Annotated in this window: 14 protein-coding genes; 4 read left to right on the plus strand and 10 right to left on the minus strand. The window is 57.2% G+C overall.

Going from position 1 to position 19,510, the window contains the following annotated elements; translation table 11 throughout:
• Positions 1 to 29 precede the first annotated feature (29 nt).
• Together EAE_RS14945 and EAE_RS14950 are read left to right on the plus strand one after the other, a co-directional pair.
• Positions 30 to 1,406: a glycoside hydrolase family 1 protein gene (locus tag EAE_RS14945; protein WP_015704827.1), complete on the plus strand. Its 1,377-nt coding sequence runs from the start codon at positions 30 to 32 to the stop codon at positions 1,404 to 1,406.
• Positions 1,407 to 1,466: 60 nt separating this feature from the next.
• Entirely contained in the window at positions 1,467 to 2,183 is a 717-nt protein-coding gene (locus EAE_RS14950) for a GntR family transcriptional regulator (protein ID WP_015704828.1), read from the plus strand.
• Between the two features lie 91 nt (positions 2,184 to 2,274).
• On the opposite strand, the gene ldtB is transcribed toward EAE_RS14950, so the two are convergent.
• The gene (gene ldtB, locus EAE_RS14955) at positions 2,275 to 3,189 is read right to left on the minus strand and encodes a L,D-transpeptidase (protein WP_015367569.1); all 915 of its coding nucleotides are present in this window, start codon (positions 3,187 to 3,189) and stop codon (positions 2,275 to 2,277) included.
• A gap of 198 nt (positions 3,190 to 3,387) precedes the next feature.
• A complete protein-coding gene (locus tag EAE_RS14960) occupies positions 3,388 to 4,170 on the minus strand; it encodes a tyrosine-protein phosphatase (protein ID WP_015704829.1) in 783 nt (260 codons plus the stop codon).
• A gap of 179 nt (positions 4,171 to 4,349) precedes the next feature.
• Between EAE_RS14960 and EAE_RS14965 the strand changes: the two genes are divergently transcribed.
• Entirely contained in the window at positions 4,350 to 5,942 is a 1,593-nt protein-coding gene (locus tag EAE_RS14965; protein ID WP_015367567.1) for an ABC-F family ATPase, read from the plus strand.
• 622 nt (positions 5,943 to 6,564) lie between these two features.
• Here the strand turns inward: EAE_RS14965 and EAE_RS14970 are convergent.
• The gene (locus EAE_RS14970; RefSeq protein WP_015704830.1) at positions 6,565 to 8,928 is read right to left on the minus strand and encodes a glycoside hydrolase family 31 protein; all 2,364 of its coding nucleotides are present in this window, start codon (positions 8,926 to 8,928) and stop codon (positions 6,565 to 6,567) included.
• A gap of 15 nt (positions 8,929 to 8,943) precedes the next feature.
• Entirely contained in the window at positions 8,944 to 10,245 is a 1,302-nt protein-coding gene (locus EAE_RS14975) for an MFS transporter (RefSeq protein ID WP_015704831.1), read from the minus strand.
• A 296-nt stretch (positions 10,246 to 10,541) separates the two neighbouring features.
• Between EAE_RS14975 and EAE_RS14980 the strand changes: the two genes are divergently transcribed.
• Positions 10,542 to 11,615 (plus strand): LacI family DNA-binding transcriptional regulator, encoded by a 1,074-nt coding sequence (locus EAE_RS14980; RefSeq protein ID WP_015367564.1) that lies wholly within the window; start codon positions 10,542 to 10,544, stop codon positions 11,613 to 11,615.
• On the opposite strand, the gene EAE_RS14985 is transcribed toward EAE_RS14980, so the two are convergent.
• The 6 genes from EAE_RS14985 to moeA all read right to left on the minus strand — a co-directional run bounded on the left by EAE_RS14985 (position 11,612) and on the right by moeA (position 19,464).
• Positions 11,612 to 12,877 (minus strand): DUF1479 domain-containing protein, encoded by a 1,266-nt coding sequence (locus EAE_RS14985; RefSeq protein ID WP_015704832.1) that lies wholly within the window; start codon positions 12,875 to 12,877, stop codon positions 11,612 to 11,614. The genes EAE_RS14980 and EAE_RS14985 overlap by 4 nt on opposite strands.
• Positions 12,878 to 13,016: 139 nt before the next feature.
• Positions 13,017 to 13,832 (minus strand): Cof-type HAD-IIB family hydrolase, encoded by an 816-nt coding sequence (locus EAE_RS14990; protein WP_015367562.1) that lies wholly within the window; start codon positions 13,830 to 13,832, stop codon positions 13,017 to 13,019.
• 150 nt (positions 13,833 to 13,982) lie between these two features.
• The gene (locus EAE_RS14995) at positions 13,983 to 16,415 is read right to left on the minus strand and encodes a formate C-acetyltransferase/glycerol dehydratase family glycyl radical enzyme (RefSeq protein ID WP_015704833.1); all 2,433 of its coding nucleotides are present in this window, start codon (positions 16,413 to 16,415) and stop codon (positions 13,983 to 13,985) included.
• Positions 16,416 to 16,418: 3 nt separating this feature from the next.
• The gene (locus EAE_RS15000) at positions 16,419 to 17,318 is read right to left on the minus strand and encodes a glycyl-radical enzyme activating protein (protein WP_015704834.1); all 900 of its coding nucleotides are present in this window, start codon (positions 17,316 to 17,318) and stop codon (positions 16,419 to 16,421) included.
• 155 nt (positions 17,319 to 17,473) lie between these two features.
• Positions 17,474 to 18,229 (minus strand): molybdopterin-synthase adenylyltransferase MoeB, encoded by a 756-nt coding sequence (gene moeB / locus EAE_RS15005; protein WP_015704835.1) that lies wholly within the window; start codon positions 18,227 to 18,229, stop codon positions 17,474 to 17,476.
• A complete protein-coding gene (gene moeA / locus EAE_RS15010; RefSeq protein WP_015704836.1) occupies positions 18,229 to 19,464 on the minus strand; it encodes a molybdopterin molybdotransferase MoeA in 1,236 nt (411 codons plus the stop codon). The genes moeB and moeA overlap by 1 nt, the downstream gene beginning before the upstream one ends.
• Between the last annotated feature and the right edge of the window lie 46 nt (positions 19,465 to 19,510).

Raw genomic sequence — 19,510 nt, forward strand, 5'->3', positions numbered from 1 at the left:
AAATGACTAGTCATATACAGAGGCGAACCATGAAAGACAAACTACCGGCCAATTTTTTATGGGGTAATTCGGTCTCCAGCATGCAGACCGAAGGGGCGTGGAATGAGGGGGGGAAGGGGATGTCGGTGTACGATATCCGTGAACCGTCGGAGTTCGCCTCGGACTGGAAGGTAGCGACCGACTCCTACCATCGCTTCCGCGAAGATTTTGATTTAATGCAGGATCTGGGCATGAACTGCTATCGCTTCCAGATTGCCTGGAGCCGCGTCTGTCCGCAGGGAGATGGCGAGTTTAATGAAGAGGGGATTGCGTTCTACCATCAGTTTATTGATGAGCTCATTGCCCGCGGTATTGAACCGATGATCTGCCTCTATCACTTCGATATGCCCTTGTCGCTGGCGGAGCGCTATAACGGTTTTACCGATCGCCGGGTAATGGACGCTTTTATCCGCTATGGCCAGAAGATGATCGACTGCTACGGCGATAAGGTGAAGTACTGGCTGACCTTCAACGAACAGAATCTTTACCATTCGCCGGAGGCTTTTCTGATCACCGGCTATCTGCGTGGCGATAAAACGTTGCGCGAACTCTACCAGATCCAGCACCACGTGATGATGGCGCACGTCCATCTCACCGACTATCTGCATCAGGCCAAACCGCAGTGTCTGATGGGCGGAATGCTGGCCCATGCGCTGGTCTATCCGGCAACCTGTAAGCCGCGCGATATTCTGTGCGCCCAGCAACTGGACGAGTTTTTAAATCAGAACCTGCTGCGCGCGTACGCGGGCGAGGGCTATAGTCCGGAAGTGATGCATTTTGTCGCCCGTGAAGGTTTTGACGATATCTATCGTCCTGAAGATATCGCGTTGATGGCAAGGGTGAAGGTCGACTATCTGGCATTCAGCTACTACGCCAGCCGCACGCTCAATAGCGACGCGATTCCGCCAGGTACGGCGGTGAACAACTATATGTTGTTCGGTAATCAGGACAATCCATACCTGAAAGCGACGGAATGGAACTGGCAGATCGATCCGCTGGGATTCCGCACGATCATTACCCGCTATTACAACGACTGGCGGCTGCCGGTCTTCCCAATTGAAAACGGGATTGGGGTGATCGAATCCTGGGACGGCGAAAATCAGGTCGCCGATGATTACCGCATTGCCTACCACCGTGACCACATTAACGCCATGAAAGCGGCAATGTTTGAAGACGGGGCGCAGGTGATAGGCTATCTCGGCTGGGGATTAATCGATATCCTTAGCTCGCAGGGCGACATGCGTAAACGCTATGGTGTGGTGTACGTCAATCGTGAAAACCACGATCTCAAGGATCTTAAGCGGGTACCGAAGAAAAGCTACGCGTGGTTGAAGCGGGTTATCCACAGTAATGGCGAAGAGATGTAACGGCGAGCGGGCGGTGTATGCTGCCCGCCAGCCCCTCACAAAATAGTAAAGGATCGGAGAATGACGGCGAAGTATCTTAATATCGCGCGGGAAATAAAAAAGCGGATCATTAGCCAGCAGTATCCTGCCAGCGCGCCGTTACCCGACCAGTTTGCGCTGGCGGCAGAGTTCAATACCAGCCGGATGACGATCCAGCAGGCAATGCGTCAGCTGATTGTCGAGGGGCTTATCTACACCCGCAAAGGGCAGGGTACCTTTGTGCGGAAAAATTTCCTCCAGCTATCGCAGTGGGAACTGCCCGGCAGCGACTATTTCGGCGCCACCAAAACCTGGGAGCATCTCGGCGAGGTGCAAAGCGAAGTCGTGCGCTTTGAACTGCGTTTTCCCAGCGAGAAGGAACAGAGTTCGCTGCTGATCGACGCCGATGCGCCGGTGTATGACTTTGTCCGCCTGCGGTTGCTTAACGGCGAGCCGATTTCGCTGGATTTAACGGTAATGCCGGTGGCGCTGGTGCCGGGGCTCAATAAAAGCCATCTACAAAGCTCGGTGTTTCGTTACGTGCAGGAGACGCTGGGGCTGAAGCTGATGGGGTCTTATCGGGTGGTGCGGGCGATTAAGCCGGATGAGCTGGATAAATTACATCTTAACTGCGAGCCGACCGACCCGGTGCTGGAGGTTGAGCAGGTTATCTATCTGGAAGACGGTACGCCGCTGGAGTACGCGCACTGTCACTACCGCTACGATCATGGCGGGGTCATTCTGGTCAATAACGGCTAACCGGGAGCGCTCCCTGCTGGCGCAGCGCTTAGCAGATGCAGATAAAAAAACGGCGGGCACCAGGCCCGCCGTTTTCATGTGCTAGCTGAACTTAGTTCAGGCGCACCGGCATCCCTGAACGGTTCTGGATCGCCTGATCCATTACGCTCTGGTCAACGTCAGGCTGGCTGGTCACCGACTGCACGGCCTGAGTCAGGCTGATAGGCACGATTTCGCCGCCTTTGAACTGCGCTTCGGTGGTCGACAGCGGGTTGTGTACTTCGACGTAGCGGCTGCCATCCGGTTCGGTGGTGGCTTTTACCGGCTCATCGATAAACTGCACGCGGGTGCCGACCGGCACGTTCTCAAACAGGAATTTGATGTCTTCGTTACGCAGACGCACGCAGCCGTGGCTCACGCGCAGGCCGATACCAAAGTTGGCGTTGGTACCGTGGATGGCGTACAGACGACCGATATACAGCGCGTACAGGCCCATCGGGTTATCCGGGCCTGCTGGTACGACTGCCGGCAGCGGGTTACCTTCCGCGGCGTATTCGGCGTGCATTTTCGCCGTCGGGGTCCAGGTCGGGCCCGCTTTCTTACGCTCAACTTTGGTCGTCCAGTTGATCGGCGTATCTTTACCCAACTGGCCGATACCGATCGGCAGTACGATCACGGTATTGGTGCCTTTCGGGTAGTAGTACAGACGCATCTCGGCGCTGTTGATGACGATGCCTTCATGCACGGTGTCCGGCAGAATCAGCTGTTGCGGAATATTCAGCACGGTACCGCCTTTTGGCAGGTAGGTATCCACGCCCGGGTTCGCTTCCAACATGTTGGACAGACCCATCTGATATTTGGCAGCGAAATATTCCAACGGCTGTTTATTATCGTCTGGAATAGTGATGACCTGGTTCTGGCCAATCAGACGGCTGCCGTCGGTTGGCAGAGGATAGGTAACAGCTGAAGCTGTGTTGCAAAAGCCCACGATGGCGAAGGCTGCCGCTAAGAGTGTCGATAATTTCATATTCTTCATGTCGTGCGCGGTGTCAACGCCACACGGGCCTTGTTAGATATTCAGATAGTAGATGGGAGCGCATTATATGTGCTTTCCGATAAACAGGTAAATCAGATGTGTACGAAATCACAATTTTTTCCTGTTGCTACTAGTGTAGTGCGCAACGCGCCGCTTTCACGGCGAATCGTCTGGTTAATGAAACGTGGATTAATCTTCCAGCAGCCGTGACTGCAACGCTTCGCGCGCCTGTGGCGTCAGGCGGTATTCCTGTTCCAGCCAGCGGTCGACATGACCGTAACGCTGTTCAATGCTGGACAACGCGGTCGCCAGATATGACTCCTGAACGGTCATGATGGCGGCGAGATTTTTACGCCCGTGCTCATTAAGGCCTTCGCCGAAGGTGTCGAGCAGGAATCCTTCGACCTGCGCCAGCATCCCCTGGGTCAGCAGATACTCTTCCATGACCGTATTGCTATCACAGCCGAGCGCGAACAGCGTCAGGGCGCAGCCGACGCCGGTGCGGTCTTTACCGACGGCGCAGTGCTGCAGCAGGGCGCCGTCAAAAGGCTCCATTAGCCATTGCGTCAACTGGCGATAGGCGGCGTTATTAAACGGTAACTGGCGGTAGAGCTGTAGCATAAACTGCTCGCCGTCCATGGTGTTGAGGGTCGCGGCGTTAAACTCGGTGACTTTCGCATTGACGCTGCTGGAAAGCGGATTGGCCGGGGCGTTGAGGTAAAAGGCTTCGCTATTCAGCCGATCGGGGCTGCGATTGACCTCTGTCGGATCGCGATAATCCAGCACCCGGCTCAGCGGAATGGCGCTGAGATGATTGAGATCCTCCGGCGTCATGTTGTGCAGCGAGCCTGAGCGCAGCAGTTTGCCTGAACGTACGCGCCGGCCGTCGGCCGCGCGTTGACCGCCGAGGTCGCGAAAGTTGATGCCGCCTTGAAGCGAGATAAATGCAGGATGGCTGGTGCGGGTGGTCATAAATTCCCTCTGAATTGCGGATAATTATTATGTCTTAGCAATCGGTCATTTTGCGGTAAAACCCTGACCATAGCATAGTTATTGGCGGGCTTTTTACCGCAAGCCGTGAAAAGTGAACCATTTGCTGGCATAATGTCTGGTTCATCACATCCCTAATTCTCTATTTTCAGGATATCCTCGTGCTAGTATCCAGCAACGTCACCATGCAGTTTGGCAGTAAGCCGCTGTTTGAAAACATCTCCGTCAAATTTGGCGGCGGCAACCGCTACGGCCTGATTGGCGCCAACGGCAGCGGCAAATCTACGTTTATGAAGATCCTCGGCGGCGATCTTGAGCCGACGCTGGGCAACGTGTCTCTCGATCCGAACGAGCGCATCGGTAAGCTGCGCCAGGATCAGTTCGCCTTCGAAGAGTTCACCGTGCTGGATACGGTTATCATGGGCCACGGCGAGCTGTGGGAAGTGAAGCAAGAGCGCGATCGCATCTACGCGCTGCCGGAAATGAGCGAGGAAGACGGCTATAAAGTGGCCGACCTGGAAGTAAAATACGGCGAGATGGACGGCTATTCCGCCGAAGCGCGCGCCGGTGAACTGCTGCTCGGCGTTGGTATTCCGGTGGAGCAACATTACGGCCCGATGAGCGAAGTCGCGCCGGGCTGGAAACTGCGTGTCCTGCTGGCGCAGGCGCTGTTCTCCAATCCGGATATCCTGCTGCTCGATGAACCGACGAACAACCTCGACATCGATACTATTCGCTGGCTGGAGCAGGTGCTGAACGAACGCGACAGCACCATGATCATCATTTCGCACGACCGTCACTTCCTGAACATGGTTTGTACTCATATGGCGGATCTCGATTACGGCGAACTGCGCGTGTATCCGGGCAACTATGACGAATATATGACCGCGGCGACCCAGGCGCGTGAGCGTCTGCTGGCCGATAACGCCAAGAAGAAAGCGCAAATTGCCGACCTGCAGGCCTTTGTTAGCCGCTTTAGCGCCAACGCTTCAAAATCGCGTCAGGCGACCTCTCGCGCCCGTCAGATAGATAAAATTAAGCTGGATGAGGTGAAAGCCTCCAGCCGCCAGAACCCGTTCATTCGCTTCGAACAGGATAAGAAACTATTCCGTAACGCGCTGGAAGTGGAAGCGCTGGCGAAAGGCTTTGATAACGGCCCGCTGTTCAAAGGGGTTAATCTGCTGCTGGAAGTTGGCGAAAAGCTGGCGGTACTGGGGACCAACGGCGTCGGTAAATCAACGATGCTGAAAACCCTGGTCGGCGAACTGGAAGCGGATAACGGTACCGTCAAGTGGTCGGAAAACGCCCGTATCGGCTACTACGCGCAGGATCATGCCGAAGATTTCGAGAACGACCTGACGGTCTTTGACTGGATGAGCCAGTGGAAACAGGAAGGCGATGACGAGCAGGCGGTACGCAGTATCCTCGGTCGTCTGCTGTTTAGCCAGGACGATATCAAAAAGCCGGCGAAAGTCCTCTCCGGTGGTGAGAAAGGTCGCATGCTGTTCGGTAAGCTGATGATGCAGAAACCGAATATCCTGGTGATGGATGAACCGACTAACCACCTGGATATGGAATCGATCGAATCGCTGAACATGGCGCTGGAGATGTATCAGGGCACCCTGATTTTCGTTTCTCACGACCGTGAGTTCGTGAGTTCGCTGGCGACTCGCGTACTGGAGATCACCCCAGAACGCGTAATCGATTTCAGCGGCAACTACGAAGATTACCTGCGCAGTAAAGGTATCGAGTAATCCCTCTCCGTTACCCGGGTGGCGGCTACGCCTTACCCGGGCTACCCGCGGTGCCGTTTTTTTGTCGGGTGGCGGCTAACGCCTTACCCGACCTACGGTCCTTACGACCTGCCTTTAATGTCTTCACCGCGCTGGCTGAAACTGCCGGTGTTGGTGGCCTCAAAATCGCTGAGACGTTCCCGGAAGGCCGGGGCAGCCCGCATGGATGCGGGCTGAGGGCCGTGTTTTGCACGGACGCTGCCTCGGCCCGACCCGAAGCCTGGCGGGATAAGTCGAAGGAACCACGAAGTGGCGATTTTGGCGGCCAGAGCCCGGGAGTACAGAGGGCGGCGGCGACTGGCCGCCCTCTGTGCGCTCCCTGCGCCATGCGAGCCATAACGCAGAAGACATTTCGGGAGCGCAATAGGCTCTGAATTAATACAAAACAACTGTTTTTCCCGGACCAAAACCGTTGCAAACCGATAGCAGTATCTACCCGCGGTGCCGTTTTTTGTCGGGTGGCGGCTAACGCCTTACCCGACCTACGGGGCGACCAAACCGCACAGTGTTGTAGCCCCGGTAAGCGGTAGCGCCACCGGGGATTTCTGGACCACCAATACCGGCATTTTCAGCCGGCCTATGGTCAGAGCCTCCACTCTGTTCCTTCGACGCCATTCACCAGCAGTTGGCGTTTTTCTCCCGCCGGTAATGACAGCTTCAGCGCTTTCCACGCTGGGCGATAGTTGCCGCAAGCGTCGAGCTTCAGGTTTATGCTGTTGGCGCTGCAGGTCATTTCCCACTCCAGCCATAGCGCATCACCCTCTTTATAGCCCCAGCTTTCGCCGTCGTCTTCAAACAGCAAACCGCGGGTTGAGCCGGTACCTTTCAGTGGGAACAACTGCAGTTCGCGACGATCGTCTTTTTGCGCATCGACGTGGTTGATACGTTCACTGAGCGGCAGACCGGCGCCGGCGCGGACCAGCAGCGGCAGTTTTTCCAGCGGCGCGTCCAGCGTCACCCACTGACCACCGGCGAACCACTGGTGGCTGTAAAAATCGTACCAGCCGTCCTGATTATCGGGCAGCCACAGCTGGCGCTGACGGGCGCCGGGCTCTACTACGCTTGCCACCAGCAGATCGCGCCCCAGCATGAAGTCATCACACTCGGCGAAGGTCTGGGTATCGTGCTGGTGATCGAGGAAGGTCGGGCGCAACATGGGTTCGTCATCGGCATGCGCCTGCCATAACAGGGTGTACAAATAGGGCAGCAGACGGTAGCGCAGCTCGATGGCAGAGCGGATCGCCGGGGTGATTTCCGGGTACATCCAGGGTTCATTGACCGTCTGGTCGTCATTCCACGAGTGAATGGTAAAGCGCGGATGCATCACGCCGTTTTGCACCCAGCGAACGAACAGTTCTGGCTCGGGTTTATCGCCGGAGAATCCGCCGACGTCATGGCCGACGTTAAACAGCCCGGAAAGACTCATCCCTAATCCCATACGGGTGTTATAGCGCAGCGTATCCCAGTTGGTGCGGTTGTCGCCGCTCCAGGTCTGTACGTAGCGCTGCATCCCGGCACAGCCGGAGCGGGAGATCAGATACGGGCGCTTTTGCGGCGCAAAGCGTTGCTGGGCTTCCAGCGAGGCGCGCATCATTAACAGCGGCATCACCGGGCGAATATGCTTAATGGCGATTTCGCGGCCAAAGCCGTAGCAGCGCGCCTCGCCGTCCCACACCTCATACTCGTTATTATCGTTCCAGGTCGAATCGATACCCATCTCCAGTAGCTGGGTGGTCACGCCTTCCTGCCACCAGGTCACGGTGTGCGGGTTGGTGAAGTCGAGATGCGAACCTTCATCGTCCCAGAAGCTGGAGCGCTCCGGCGCATCGGTTTGCGAATCGCGAATGAAAAGGCCGCGTTCCGCCACTTCGCCATAGCGTGGGTGATCCTGCAGCAGACACGGTTTGATATTGGCAGCCAGTTTCAGCCCGGCATCGTGGAACGACTGGCTCATCACTTTTGGCTGCGGCACCTTGTCGTAGTTCCAGTTAAAGACGTAGCGTTTGCCGTTGATTGAGGTATAGCCGGAAGAGAGCTGGAACGAATCACAGGGGATCGCATGCTGCTCGCACAGGCGGATAAAGTTCATCAGCTGATTTTGCGCATCCGGTGCGTCGGTATAGTGCATCGTCGAGCCGCTATAGCCGAGGCTCCATTTCGGCCCAAACAGCGTTTTACCGGTCAGACGGACAAACGCTTTGGTCACATCCAGCACCTGCTTACCGGTAAACAGGTAATAATCGATGTCGCCGGCCTCCGCCTGCCAGCGGCGATAGGCGGTGTGGTAGTTGTCGATTTCATTGCCCAGATCCAGCCAGCAACTGCTCAGGTTGTCATAGAACAGGCCGTAGCTGATATCGCTGCGCTGCGTGATGGTAAAGGGAATATGTTTATACAGCGGGTCGGTGCTGACGGCGTTGTAGCCCATGGCATCGAGGTTACGCATTTCGTAGCGTTTGCCGTTACGCTGCAGGTCACCGGCTTTTTCACCCAGCCCGTAGAAACGTTCATCTTTGCGGCGGCTAAGATAATGGGCGACGCCATCCCCGTGGGCGTTTGCCAGATAGGCGCTGGTTGGGCGGTCATTGGCGAGCGTCTGCCACTCACCGGCCTCGTCGCGATAGCTCCACTCCAGCCAAAGCGGCTGATGGACGGTAACGCGCAGCTGGCGGGTGGCGATGGTCAGCGTGTCATCCGCTTCGCTCATCTGCCAGGCCGGGAGGCTAAAACCGCTGAGGTCATCCCGCGCACGGCCTTCCCACGGCACATCCTGCTGCGGGGCGATACTCCAGGTGCGATCCAGCGCCAGTTGGCCCTGGCGCTTCAGCAGGACGCGGAATAAATTCTCTTCCAGCACGTACAGACACAAAGTGTGCTGACCATCAACGGTCAATTCAACGTGATGCTCCAGCTGTTGGTGCAAACTCCAGTGTTTCAACGTCTTCATATTTTACATCCACTCTCAGGCGCGCTTGGCGCGACGTTCAGCAATAAATGCCACCAGGAAAACGGCGCCAATCAGGTCAAAGAAACCCATGGCGATAAACAGCGGGTTGAAGCCGATTTTGTCGGCGGTCACCCCGATTAATAATGAGAACAGGAAGCTGGCGATCCACGCCGCGGAACCGCGCATACCGTTGACAGTCGCCATTTGTCCCTTGTCGAAAGACTCCACCACCAGCGCGCTGAGCATGCAGGAGATGATCTGATGGCCGAAACCGCCAATGGAGATCAGGATGATGGTGATATAGGGATCGCGGGTAATGGCCACCAGGGCCAGCGAGAGCATCAGAAACGCGCCGGTCACGGAACTGGCGATGACCGAATTGACTCGCGTACAGCCGAACCAACGGACGTACAGGCGGGTGAGATAGCCGCTGACCACGCTGCCAAGGTCGGCGGCGAGGAACGGCAGCCAGGCGAACATCGCTATCTGTTTAAGATCCATACCGTGCTCTTTCGCCAGGTACAGCGGCACCCAGAAGCTCAGCACCGCCCAGGCGGGCTCGGCCATAAAAGCGGGGATGGCGATACCGTAGAAACGTTTGTTCTTCGAGACGGTTTTTAGCGCGGTAAAAAAGGGCTGCTTCACTGGCGGCGCTTCGTTGTCCTGCTTGATGTACTCCAGCTCGCTTTGGCTGAGATTCGGGTGCTTTTCCGGGCTCTGATAGAACGCCCACCACAGCACGACCCACAGCAGCGCCAGCACGCCGGTAAACATAAACGCGCCCTGCCAGCCGAAGGAGGCGTGGGCGAAGTAGATGATAGGCGGCGCCAGCATTGCGCCGATAGAAAAGCCGACGCCAGCCCAGCCGGCGGCGATCGGCCGTTCGGATTTCGGGAACCACTCGCCGATGGTTTTAGCGTTAGCCGGGGTGGCGGCCGCCTCCGCGCCGCCCATAAAGAAGCGTAAAATAGCCAGATGCAGCCAGCTGCCTGCTCCGGCGTGCGCGATACAGGCTACCGCCCACAAGGTGGCGCAAACCATAAAGCCCAGCTTGAGCCCGATGACGTCGATAAGCCAGCCGCACAGCGGTTGGAAGATGGTATAAGCCAGCTGAAATGCGCCGACGATCCACGAGTATTGCTCGGTGGTAATACCGAGAGTGGCTTTCAGTTCCGGGGCGATAATCCCCAGCGAGTTACGTGTGATGTAGTTGACGGTGACGCCAAGTAAAAACAGCACCAGCACCCACCAGCGCAGGTTTTTCACCACCCGGCGCGTTTTGCTGACTGCCATATCATTGTTGAGGCCTTGACTCATAGAACTCTCCACAAGACGTTGTAGGGGGAAATGACGCTTCAGCCGCTGAGTCGTCACGTAATAGTTCTAACTATTTGAATTATTTGTTTTTATTTCAATACCTATTGGTATAACTAGTATGGAAGATATTGGACCAATTCAAAATAAGGGAGAAAGGCGGCGGGCAGTAGCGCTATTTATGCAAAATTTTTCATGAGATGACGTAGTTCTCATAATTTGCCGGAGTATTTGCTTGTTAGTCAGGGTTTGGCGACTATGAAAATTCTTTCATTTTTGAATTGGAGCTGGATCACAGAATGGATAAAAAGCTGCGAGTCGCCGAAATTGCCGCCCGCACCGGGCTTTCAGCCAGTACGGTTTCGCGCGTCTTAGCCGGAAAAGCGAATACCAGCGAAAAGGCCCGTCAGGCGGTATTGGCCTGCGCCCATGAGCTGGGGGTGATGCAGGGATTGGCCGCCGGGCGGCTACTGCTCAACAACCTGCTGATTTTTGCTCCGCAACGGGCCTTCGATGAACGTTCAGATATCTTCTACTATCGCGTCATCCAGAGTATTAATAACGCGCTGGCGCCGCATGAAGTACGTCTGCGCTATTGCGCGCTGGAAGAAAACGACAGCGACGCCAATCTGTTTCTGGCCCGCATGAACGAGACCGACACCCAGGCGGCGGTATTGCTGGGTATCGACGATCGGCATATCCACGCGCTGGCGGCGGATCTTGGCAAACCTTGCGTATTAATTAACTGCCGGGATGAAGGGATGCGGCTTCCTTCTATTGCGCCTGATCATCGGCTGATTGGCCAGTGCGCCGCTCGTTATCTGTTTGATATGGGCCATCAGGCGGTAATGAACGTGATGTGCTTGCGCCGCTATACCATGGAGCTACGGCTAGTGGGTATCAAGGAGGCGTGGCGCGCGCGCAACCTGCGATTTACCGGTAGCCGCGACCTGATTAGCGTCGCCAACTTTAGCGCCAGAGAAACGGAAGAGCAGGTCGGGGCCTGGCTCGACGCTTTACAGGGGCGCCCGATGCCGACGGCGTTTCTGGTGGGCGGCGATTTTATGGCCGCCGGTACCGTCAGCGCGCTGCAAAAACGAGGCCTGCGGGTGCCGCAGGATGTCTCGGTGATGAGTATCGACGGTTTTAATCTGGCGGCGATTCAGGACGTGCCGCTAACGGCGATTCATGTGCCGCGGGATGAGCTCGGCAGCGAGGCGGTGCATCTTTTGCAGCAGCGTCTGCTGCGCCCGGAAGCGCCGCACGGCTCGCTACTGCTGCACGGCGCCCTGGTGGTACGCGATTCGGTGCGGCGGATCCGGCCAGGCAAGAGCCATACCGCCGTAGAACAGCAAGGTCTGTATGATGATTAGATCTTCATGCCCAATGCGCGTTTGCCGTGATCGTTAAGATCGGCAACGGTGAAGCGCGCCTGCCAGTCGCATTCGTAATCTTCACGCGGGAAATCCCCCGGCGAGGCGCCTTTTTCCAGCGCGATTTTTACCTTCTGCGCATAGGCGAGGTTTTTCTCGCACATCGGCGCGGCCGGGATGTACATGACGTTGCCCCAGCCCTGTTGATTTTCCACCGGCGCGACCGAGTGAATGACATCGCAGTGCCACCAGACGGAATCACCGGCATTCAGCGCGGGAATCGAGCTTAGCGCTTTGATGAGCAATGGATGCCATTGCTCAGAGATCGGCAGTACCTTGCCCGGCGCGACGCCGCATAGTTCATCTTCCGGCACATCATCCAGCAGCGGACGCAGCAGAACGTAAGCCATCGCCTCCGGGATCGGCACCACGTGCAGCAGCCCTTGACCGGGGATCATGTCCGACAGCGCTGTCCAACCCTGGAAAGTGCGGAAGACCGAACATTTGGTGGTGTTATCGACGGTGTACTCTTCCACTTCGGTACGATGCGCCGCGTCCCACGGATCGTAGGCGTCGATATTGCCATTAAAGACGTTGGCGAAAACCTGCTGATAAGCGGGAAGCAACCAGCGCTCCAGCGCCCCGGAATCGGTATGCGCGCCCAGCCCCTTTGACGTGGTTCCCGGCGGGCGGCGGCGGATGCGGTCAGGGTAAATCACGCTGACATCCGGATCGAACCAGCGTTTGCCGTCCTGCTCAAAGCGCCACAGGCGGTTAAGGAAGGATTGTACCGCCGCCATTTCATCGCTCTGGCGCGCCTGCATTTGCGAGGGCGACCAGTAGATCGGATAGATCTCCGGGCGCGAAGCCTCCAGCGAGCCGAAGAAGCTGTCGCCGGGCCCTTTGTAAACGTCGTCGAAATGGTTCAGGTCCAGGTATTCCAGCATCGCGTTATCCCAGGCCAGCGCCTGTTCGCGCGGGTAGTGGCCTTTGATAACCGCGCAACCGCGGCGCTTAATCGCCTCGCGCTGCGCATCGCTCACTTTACCCTGGGCGATATCGCTAAACGGGATCGTCGGCCAGACCTCCTGGCCCGCGGCTTTCAGGGCATTAATCTCGTCCAGGCGCTCGCTGATGCGCGCCGAGAGTTTATCGAACACTGCCTGAACATCGCCGATTTGCGCGCGTAGGGCCTGTTTCATCTGGCGAATCGCCGCTTTATGGTCGGCAGGTAATGTTTCGTGGGTAGGGAGAGCAGCCATAATTACCTCGCTGTATCTTTCATTCGAAAGTATTAAGTCTTACAAACGTTAATTTAAGTTAAATTAGAGTTAATGCAAGTTTAAAATTATGCAGCGGCGCACAAAATGGAAAAGCCGGGGCGGATACCCCGGCACAGGATCAGTCGTTGAAAGGGGAGGTCTTATCGAGAACGGCCTGAATCACCTTCAACGCGCCGTCGTGGTTATTGTCATCGGTGGTGAAACCGGCGATGGCTTTGATGCTGTCGGCAGCGTTGGCCATAGCAAAAGCATATTTCACCAGTTTTAACATTTCGGCGTCATTGCCGCTGTCGCCAATTGCTACGCATTGCTGCGGCGAAAGGTTCCAGCGTTTGAGCAGGCGGCTGATGCCGTTGGCTTTATGCAGGCCGGGGATAATCAAATCGACAAAGCCAAAGCCGCTGGTGACCGGCTTCATGATCCCATCCAGCGAGACGTGCAGTTTATCGATAAGCTGTGGGATATCGCTATCAGGCAGGTTGAGGGAGAATTTGAATAGCGTATCGTCGATGCGATGGTAATCGCTTACCCGCTGCAGACGATGGTAGTGCTTCGACATCAGCTCAACAAAGGCGTCCGGGGCTTTATCACTCACGTATGCGCTTTGCAGGCCGCAGGCGACAAAGTTGAGCTGCGGATCTTTCAGCAGTTCGCCAATCACCACCTGTGATTCGTGACGGGTCAGTTCGCCGTGGAACACCTGTTTGCCATGCTCGTAAACCAGAGCGCCGTTTTCTGCGACGAATGAAATCTGCTCGCGGATTTCCGGGAAAAATGAGATCAGCTGATAGTACTGGTTGCCGCTGGCGACAACAAATTCAATACCTTGCTGTTTAAGCTGCGCAAACTGCGCGAGGAAACGCGGGCGGTCATACTGCTTGGCGTCATTGAGAAAAGTTCCGTCCATATCGGTGACGATAACTTTAACGGTCATAAGAGGTGCTCCTGGCTTAACTTCGACCAGTAACATTCTAATTACAATGTGATGGGGAGCACAAATTTATTTCGAATGAAAGTTTATCCAATTATCAACGGGTACAGAAGATGTCACCCGGCTCAGCGCAGCGCCGGCCGGGTATTTTCCTTACAGCGTATGCTCGGTACGGGCGATGATATCGTCCTGGGTATCCGGCGACAGGGCGGTGAAGAACGCCGAGTATCCGGCGACGCGGACCACTAAATCGCGGTACTGGTCAGGGTGTTTCTTGGCTTCCAGCAGCGTTTCGCGTGACACGATGTTGTACTGAATATGCCAGCCTTTGTGCACTTCAAAGAAAGTACGCAGCAGCACCATCAGCTTTTGCTTATCAGACTCGTTCTCCAGCGTGGCAGGATTCAGCTTCTGGTTGAGCAGCACGCCGCCGAGGATCGCGCCGGTCGGCAGTTTGCCTACCGAACTGATAACCGCCGTTGGCCCCAGGTGATCGGTACCGGAGGCCGGGCTGGCCCCTTCCGCCAGCGGCGCGTGCGCTTTGCGGCCATCCGGCGTCGCCATGGTCTGCGCGCCGAACGGGACGTTCGCGGAGATAGACGACGTACCGGCGTAATAGTTACCGCCAATTGGGCCGCGGCCGTAACGCGGGTTATGGTACTGCTTCAGCTCGTCGATATAGGTCTGATAGGCGCGGGCCAGCAGAATGTCGACGCTGTCGTCATCGTTGCCGTACTTCGGCGCGCCGTTGATTAACCGCTGACGTAACTGCTCGTGGGTCAGGCCGGCAAAATCTTCCGCCAGCGCTTTCGCCAGCTCCTGCTGACCGATAACCCCCTGATCGAAGACCAGTTTTTTCACCGCCGCCAGGCTGTTGCCGAGGTTGGCAATCCCGACCTGCAGACCGGAAACCCAGTCATACTTCGCGCCGCCTTGCTTGATACTCTTCGCCCGTTCGATGCAATCATCGACCAGCGCCGAGCAGAGAATATCGTGGACGTTCTCTTCCAGCATGGTATCGACAACGTACTCAATCTCGATGGATTTACGGGTGTAGTAGCGGATCTGGGTATCCCAGTCTTCCAGCACCTGGTCGAAGTTAGCGAAGTTGCCTTTCGACAGCGCATGTTGTTGGGCAAGGAACACCTGGCCGCTGGTGGCATCGCGGCCGCCTTCCAGCGTCGCCAGCATCACCCGCGCGAAGTTAATAAAGCTCATGCCGGTGCAGCGATAGCCCCATTTGCCGCCGACCGCGGTTTCGATGCAGCCGATAGCGGCGTAATCGTAGGCGTCCTGCGGCTCAATCCCTAGCTTGATAAATTCCGGAATGACGATTTCATCGTTATTAAACGCCGGCATGCCGAAACCGCAGCGGATCACCTGCACGCAGGCGTCGAGGAAGTCGTTGCTCATCCCGGCGTGGTAACGCACGCTGAGGTTCGGCTGGGTCGAGCGCAGGCGGCCGCAGGATTCGAGGATCGCGTACGACAGCGGGTTGACGGCGTCCTGCGGTTGACCGTCGACCAGATTTTGCCCGCCGATGGTGACGTTCTGGTACAGCGGGCTGCCGGCAGAAGCTTTGGAGTGCGAGCCGGAGCGAATTTTGTTGACCTCCAGCAGCTTCAGCCAGCAGCAATGCAGCAGCTCAATGGCCTGTTCGCGATCCAACGATTGCTGCAGTTCAACGTCGCGGCGGTAGTATGGATAGAGGTACTGGTCCATGCGGCCAAAAGAGACCGAGTGGCCGTTGGATTCAATCTGCAGGATCAACTGAATAAAGTAGCAGAGCTGCAGCGCCTGCCAGAAGGTTTTCGGCGGCTGGTGGGCGATAATTTCACAGTTTTCGGCGATCGCCAGCAGCTCGTCGCGGCGCAGTTCGCGCGGCTCCTGCGCCGCCATGTCGCGCGCCAGCGTAGCGAAGCGTTTGCAGTGTTCGCTCACTGCCGCGAGCACGATATCGATCGCCTTCAGGAACTGTTCGCCGTGCAGATCTTCCAGCACCGTCAGATTAATGCGTGAGCGGCGCTCAGCGACCTTCGCGCGCATGCCGTCGAGCCCTTTTTCCAGCAGCAGCGGATAGTTGACCGCCAGGTGGGCGTCGCCGGAAGTCATGTTGCCTTCGGCTTTGATAATGCCGGTGGCGAGCAGCGCTTTTTGTTCATCGGTAAACATGCCGTAGCAGCGGTCCTGAACGGTCTGCCCGCGCCACCATGGGCACACTTCATGTAATACGCGTTTGTTCGCTTCGCTGACCGAGAAGCCGGCGCCCGGACGGTCGGCGAGATCGTCGATCTCTTTCTCAATCCAGCTGACGGTATATTCCGGGAAAATCGGCGCGGCGCGAACTTCGCTGGCCTGGTTGCCGACGATCAGTTCATCGTGCTTGATCCAGATAGTGCGTTCCGCCAGATGATGCGCCAGCGCCAGCGCGCGACGCACCGGGATGGGTTTATCGAGATGTTGCTGATAGGCGGCGGTATAGTGTTGGGCGCGCTCGGTACAAACCGGCGGCTTAACGATATGCACCAGCGCCATTTTATGCGCCTGAATGCGGGCGCTCAGAGTATCCAGTTTTAAGGTGGTCATAAGTTATCCTCGTAGGGTCGCCGTTAAACCTTTGCTTTGCGCGTACTGCTGTGCAAAGGCCAGCAGCTCGGGAGCGGCCAGCGGTTTGTCCGGTGCGGTATAGGGCTGACTGAGTAGTTGGTATTTATTCATTCCCAGCGTGTGGTACGGCAGGAAATGGATTTCGCTGACCTGCAGGCGGTCAGCGGCAAAATCGGTAATCGCGGTAATATCGGCTTCGCTGGCGTTAAACCCCTGAATTAACGGGACGCGGATAATGATTTTTTTCCCTGCCTGCGCCAGGCGCTGCAGGTTATCCAGCACCCGGCGGGCGCTGCCGTCGGTCCACTGCTGGAAGACGGCCTCGTCGACGTGCTTCAGGTCGGCCAGAAACAGATCGACAAACGGTAAAGAGGGTTCAATGTACTTCCACGGTACGTGCAGGCAGGTTTCCACGGCGGTGTGAATGCCCGCCTGATGGCTGGCTTCGAACAGCGCCTGCGCCAGCGCCGGGTTCATAAAGGGCTCGCCGCCGGAAAGAGTAATGCCTCCGCCGCTGCGATCGTAAAACGGTTTATCGCGCAGCACCGTCGCCATAATTTCCGTCACGCTTTTTTCCTCGCCGCAGACCGTCAGCGCGGTTGTGGGGCAGCAGTGGCGTAGCGCGGCAATGTGGCTGTCGTTGACGTTTTGCCGATGGATGATCAGGCCATCCAGATTACGGGTAATCACCTCCGGTGCCGCCTGCTGGCAAAGCTCGCAGCCGTCAAGACACAGCCGCGCGTCATACAGCAGGTCTTCGCTGCGGGCGCGGCTTTCCGGGTTCTGACACCAACGGCAGCCCAGCGAACAGCCTTTAAGGAATACGACGGTACGGATCCCCGGGCCGTCATGGGTGGAGTAGCGCTGGATGTTGAAGATCATGATTTACCCTCTTATTTGCATATGAAGATTAAATAACTTTCGAATGAAAGTTATATTGACGCAAATCAACAATCAGAGTGGGTAGTAGAGATGGGGAGAAAAAGAACGGCGTGGTTCACAAAATAACCGGCGACCTGCCTCGCCGGCGGCTGGAATTAGCGTGAACCGCACACCTCGCACTGCGGGTGGCGCATCAGCTTCATTTCGCGAAACTGGCAGGTCATCGCGTCATACATCACGATTTTTCCCCTGGCGGGGGTGCCGTAACCGGTCAGCAGTTTAATCGCCTCCATGGCCTGCAGTGAACCGATAGTGCCGACCAGCGGCGCCATCACCCCGGCTTCGACGCAGGTGAGGGCGTTTTCGCCGAACAGGCGGCTCAGGCAGCGATAGCAGGGCTCGCCGTCCTGATAGGTAAAGACGCTGATTTGCCCTTCCATACGAATTGCCGCGCCGGAGATCAGCGGGGTTTTGTGTTGGAAGCAGCCAGCATTGAGCTGGTTACGAACAGCAACGTTGTCGGTACAGTCCAGCACCAGATGGTGGTCGGCAATCTGCGTTGCCAGCGCCGCGTCATCCAGCATTGCATCGATGGTGACCAGCCGGACGTGCGGGTTAATGCGCGCCAGCGCATCGCGGGCAGAATCGACCTTCGGCTGGCCGATGGTCGCGTCGCTGTGCAGCGTCTGGCGTTGTAGATTGGATAATGAAACGGTATCGAAATCCAGCAGGGTGAGCTGACCCACCCCGGCCGCCGCCAGGTATTGAGCGGCGGCGCAGCCGAGCCCGCCGAGGCCGACGACCAGTACGCGAGCGGCTTTTAACCGCTCCTGACCGTCGAAATCAAACCCTCGCAGTACGATCTGCCGGTTATAGCGCAGCATCTCCTCGTCGCTCAGCTCAACGGCCATTACAGCCCCCCAAACAGATGATTAAAGGGCTCGACTTCGACCCATTCGCCCGCTTCGACGTTGCCGCGTTCGCGCTCCAGTACGATAAAGCAGTTACCGAGGCTGAATGAGCTGAAAATGTGCGAGCCCTGATGGCCGGTGGTGCTCACCACCAGTTCGCCTTCCGGATTGCGCTGCAGCACGCCGCGCTGGAAGTCGAGGCGGCCCGGCGATTTTTTCAGCCGGCTGGCGGCGCGCACGCGCAGACGCATCGGCTGGGTTTGACCGCGGTTGCCGGAGAGCTTGGCCAGCAGCGGTTGTACCAGTTGATAGAAGGTTAAGGTGGCGGAAACCGGATTGCCCGGCAGGCCGCAGAACCAGCTGTTGCTGAGCTTGCCGAAGGCGAACGGTTTACCCGGCTTAATCGCCAGCTTCCAGAAGCCGATCTCGCCCAGTTCTTCGAGGATAGTTTTGGTGTAATCGGCTTCGCCCACGGAGACGCCGCCTGAGCTTATTACCACATCGGCCTGCTGGTCGGCGGCGATAAAGGCGTCGCGCAGCTTCGCCGGATCGTCAGGAATAATGCCGAGGTTGATCACCTCGCAGCCCAGCTGTTCGAGCATCAGATGTACCGCCAGGCGGTTAGTATCATAAATCTGGCCATCGCCGAGCGGTTGGCCCGGCAACTGGAGTTCATCCCCGGTCGAGAAGACCGCGACGCGCACTTTACGGACTACCTCGGCGTCGGCAATACCCAGCGATGCCAGCACCGGCAACTCGGCTACGGTGAGACGCGTACCCGCCGGGAATACTACCGCGCCGTTGGCGATATCTTCGCCGCGCCGGCGAATATTTTGCCCGGCTTTTACCGGCGCGATGAAGCGCACGCCGGCGTCGGTTTGTTCCGTTTCTTCCTGCATGACCACGGCGTCGCAGCCTTCCGGCACCGGCGCGCCGGTCATGATGCGGATACAGGTGCCCGCCGGCCAGGCGTCGTGGAACGGTTGGCCAGCAAAGGCCTTACCGGCAACCGGCAGCGCCGCGCCGTCGGTGAGGTCGGCCAGGCGCACGGCATAGCCGTCCATCGCCGAGTTATCAAAACCGGGTACGTCCAGCGGCGAAACGACATCATGGGCGGTCACGCGCGAAAAGGCCTGCAGCAGCGGCAGGGTTTCCGTGGCCTGCAGCGGCGAAATACGGTCGAGCATCTGAGTCAGGGCTGTGTCGAGCGGCATCAGTCCGGCGGTAAAATCCATGGGTTACTCCTGCTGGCAAAACGTCGAAAACGCCTATTATGGCAGA

The sequence above is a fragment of the Klebsiella aerogenes KCTC 2190 genome (assembly GCF_000215745.1).
Taxonomy (GTDB): domain Bacteria; phylum Pseudomonadota; class Gammaproteobacteria; order Enterobacterales; family Enterobacteriaceae; genus Klebsiella; species Klebsiella aerogenes.